The sequence below is a fragment of the Teichococcus oryzae genome (assembly GCF_008386565.1).
In the GTDB taxonomy this organism is placed as follows: Bacteria; Pseudomonadota; Alphaproteobacteria; order Acetobacterales; family Acetobacteraceae; genus Pseudoroseomonas; species Pseudoroseomonas oryzae.
The window spans coordinates 1-516 of sequence record NZ_VUKA01000088.1 but is presented as its reverse complement, the minus strand read 5'-3'; the positions used below and the strand labels follow the sequence as shown (position 1 = coordinate 516).

Here is a 516-nt window from a genome sequence, read left to right as displayed (position 1 = left end):
GCCCGGCTTTGGGACGGGCGGCTGGTGGAGATCGAGAACCGGGTGGCGCCCGAAGTGCTGGTCGCCCTTCGCGAGCAAGGGCATGACGCCCGGTTCTTTTCTACCGGCTTTACCATGCGTGTTGGCGGCATGCAGGCGATTGGGCGCGACCCCCTTACAGGCCGCCTCGGCGGCGCAGCCGATCCGCGGCGGAACGGTGCCGTGGTCATCGCGCTGACCCCGCGACCCCATGCCAGCGAATAGAAGAGGCTCTTATCTCCTTCCTGGGATCCGGGGGAGCAAGCGGAGCATTACGGTCTGCACCAGCAGCAAGCCGAGGCCGCAGCCAGGGAGGCAGGAAGAATGCCAAATCTTGGCAGAGTCATGTCCAGGACGAAGAAGAACACGGCGAAGCCGTAGAGGGCGAGCACCATCCTGCGCAGCATTTGCGTAGCGATGGACGCTCCCCGCATCCGGTGGGCAAAGACGACCAGGATGGCGCTGAAAATCGGGAAGCTCGAAAGCATGACACGACTT

Annotated in this window: 2 pseudogenes; one reads left to right on the top strand and one right to left on the bottom strand. The window is 64.0% G+C overall.

The features are described 5' to 3' along the window. Positions 1-243: pseudogene (locus F0Q34_RS21660) on the top strand (hypothetical protein); the annotation flags it as partial. Between the two features lie 47 nt (positions 244-290). Here F0Q34_RS21660 and F0Q34_RS22240 read toward each other — a convergent pair. Continuing rightward, positions 291-516, bottom strand: a pseudogene (locus F0Q34_RS22240) (hypothetical protein); the annotation flags it as partial.